This is a genomic window from Geobacter sp. (genome assembly GCF_030834625.1).
Lineage (GTDB): Bacteria > Desulfobacterota > Desulfuromonadia > Geobacterales > Geobacteraceae > Geobacter.
The window spans coordinates 1-3092 of sequence record NZ_JAUQXO010000042.1; the positions used below are offsets into that span (position 1 = coordinate 1).

Consider the following 3092-nt stretch of genomic DNA (forward strand, 5'->3'; position numbering starts at 1 on the left):
TGGAGACCGGCGGGAGCCTTGCCCCCATCAAGGGGGTGGCGATCCCGAACCCCGGCGGCATGGCCTTCAGCGAGCCCCGCCCCTATACCGACCTGAACGAGCTCCCCTTTCCCGACCGGACCCTCACCGCCCCCTACCGCAAGAACTACTTCAGCGAATGGTTCAAGCCCCTCGCCTCGGTGCGCACCTCCCTCGGCTGCACTGCCCGCTGTACTTTCTGCGCCCTCTGGTCCATCACCGACGGCAAGTACCTGCGGCGCTCGCCGGAGTCGGTGGTGGAGGAGCTGCGGGGAGTCGCCGAGCCGAACGTGTTCTTCTGCGACGACGAGTCCATGTGCGACGTGAAGCGGATGGACCGGCTGGCCGACCTGATCCGGGAGGCGGGGATCAGGAAGAAGTATTTCCTCTACGGGCGGGTGGATACCATCGTCGATCACCCGGAGCTGTTCGCCAAATGGGCCAGGATCGGCCTGGCCCAGGTGTTCGTCGGCATGGAGGAATGTTCCGATGAGCGGCTCGCCGCCATGAAAAAGGGGGTGACCATCGCCCAGCAGGAAAAGGCGGTGAAAATCCTCGACGACCTGGGGGTGATGATGTATGCGTCCTACATGGTCGATCCGGCCTATACCCGGGCGGATTTCAGGAACCTCCTGGCCCATGTGCGGCGGCTGAAGCACAAGTACGCCACCTTTACGGTGATGACGCCGCTTCCCGGCACCGAACTGTATGCGGCCAGGGAAGGGGAGCTTCTCTCCCGCAAGCCGGAGCTGTACGACATGATCCACGCGCTCCTCCCCACCACGCTGCCGCTTCGGGAGTTCAACGAAGAACTGGCCAATCTCTGGGTCAAGGCGGTGCCGTTTCACCGGGTGCTTCCGACCCTCGCCCGCTTTGGGCTGCGGGGGATGCTGATCCGCATCAGGCTGTTCAGCCGGATTCTGGAGAAGGCCCGCGCGGCGCACCTGGATTACTGAGCCATCCCGGCCGGATAGCCGCCGGAAACGGGATTATTTCCGGTGGCTATCACCATTACCATCTGCTAAAGTTTGGCCATGAAAACCCGCGACAGGATCATCGAAACCGCCATCGAACTCTTCAACGAGCAGGGGACCAAGGCGGTGACCACCAACCATATCGCCGCCGCCACAGGCATCAGCCCCGGCAACCTCTACTACCATTTCCGCAACAAAGAAGACATCATCCGCGCCATCTTCGAGCAGATGGATGCCTACGGCCTGGAACAGTACCGGCTCATCACCGATACCTGCCCCCCCGGCACCCTGGAGGCGATGGAGCGGACCTTCGTCATGATCCAGGAGTACAACTGGCGCTACCGCTTCTTCAAGCGCGAGCTGACGGCCCTGATCATGGCCGACCCGCTCCTGCGGGAACGCTTCCACCAGACCCATCACGCCCTTCTTGCCCTGGTCCGGCACTCCGTCGACAGCTCTGTCGCCCTTGGGGTGCTCAGGCCCCTGGACGAGAAGGAGCGGGCGCTCCTCACCGAGGAGATCTGGCTGGTGACGCTTTTCTGGCTCAACTACCTGGAAGTGGGGGGCGAGAAGGTTAACGAGGAGACCCTCCGGAGGGGCATCGACCTGCTGCGAAATATGCTGAAATCGTATCTTGCGGCAGGGTAAAATGCAGGATGGGCTCTTGTTACCGTCCCGATAGCCTTCTCGCTGCGGAGGATTTGATGGGGGCAGTTCCCTTTTGCCATCCTGGTGAAACGTTCCATTTGGTTAGATCACCGGTTTACGCGCGCGTGCGCGTGAACCGGTCAATTACGAGTTGGTCGACAAGGAAATTTACAATGCAATTTGAATTGAAAAGACTTCCTGATTATACGGATGAAACTCTAATCAGCGAAATTCGACGAGTTGCAGAGCTTGTTAAGCATCCGACGATTTCCCGAACTGAGTTCCAAAAGCATTCGCGTGTTCATACTTCTACGTTGGAGAAACGTTTCGGCTGTTGGGAAAGTGCAATGAATGCCGCTGGGTTATCAGACCGTTTTGATTCCTCCAATAAAGCCATAAGCAAAGAGGATATAATCACAGAACTTCAAAAGGTTTCAAGTAGGTTGGGTGTCAAGACTTTCAGTAGAGAGCAGTTTAACGCTAATGCACCGTTCAAGGATTCCGTTATTCGGAGAGTTTTTGGGACTTGGCGTAAAGCAATGGAAGCTGCTGGTTTGACAGCGAATAAATTAGGCCAGAGATACACAGACGAAGAATGTTTTGAAAACTTGCTTCAAGTATGGACACACTACGGTAGGCAACCGCAGCATAGAGAAATGAAATCTCCTCCGTCTATTGTTGGCCCCAAGGCGTACACTCTCCGTTGGGAAACTTGGACAAAAGCCCTGTATGCATTCGTAACTAAAGTAAATGAAGACCTTCAGACAGTAGATGTTTCCTCAGAACCAGTATCACAACCCTCGACAAAATCATCGTCATCATTAAAGTCGAAAACTGATGAACGAGATAACCGTGATATTAGATTGGGACTGAGATATACCGTTCTGAATCGAGATAGGTTCAAGTGCGTACTTTGCGGCAATTCTCCTGCAATATCATTAGACTGTCGCTTGCATGTAGACCATATTCACCCCTTTTCTAAGGACGGCAAGACAGAGATTGAAAACCTCAGAACCCTTTGCCAACACTGTAATCTCGGCAAAAGTAATCGAATTGAAGTGAGCGACCAACCAGCGCTCAGACCATGACCGGGCGATAAAACTGCCCGGCAGGTCAAGCGCAGCTCCGTTATGCGAGTAAATATGAAGCAGTAACACGTCCATGGACAGGAGGAGCGACATGAATAAGCCAGCAAAGAATACGATTTGCCTTTGGTACGATGGCGACGCCGAGGAGGCGGCGCGATTTTATGCCGAGACCTTTCCTGATTCATCCGTTGGCGCAGTGCACCTCGCGCCGGGAGACTTTCCATCCGGGAAAAAAGGAGATGTGTTGACGGTCGAGTTTACGGTGATGGGAATTCCCTGCCTCGGGCTCAATGGCGGACCCGAGGTCAAGCACAACTGGGCATTCTCGTTTCAGGTCGCAACCGCTGACCAGGCCGAAACGGAT

Annotated in this window: 4 protein-coding genes; all 4 read left to right on the top strand. The window is 55.6% G+C overall.

Annotation, left to right across the window (positions count from 1 at the left end):
- Positions 1-974: radical SAM protein (locus tag RCH91_RS10935; protein ID WP_306534978.1), on the top strand; the 974-nt coding region annotated here is incomplete at its 5' end.
- A 78-nt stretch (positions 975-1052) separates the two neighbouring features.
- Positions 1053-1640 carry a TetR/AcrR family transcriptional regulator gene (locus tag RCH91_RS10940; RefSeq protein WP_306534979.1) on the top strand — a complete coding sequence of 196 codons (588 nt, stop codon included), beginning with the start codon at positions 1053-1055 and terminating at the stop codon, positions 1638-1640.
- Positions 1641-1813: 173 nt separating this feature from the next.
- Positions 1814-2728: a homing endonuclease associated repeat-containing protein gene (locus RCH91_RS10945; protein WP_306534980.1), complete on the top strand. Its 915-nt coding sequence runs from the start codon at positions 1814-1816 to the stop codon at positions 2726-2728.
- Between the two features lie 91 nt (positions 2729-2819).
- Positions 2820-3092, top strand: a 273-nt coding sequence (locus RCH91_RS10950) for a VOC family protein (RefSeq protein WP_306534981.1), incomplete at its 3' end; no start/stop codon positions are given.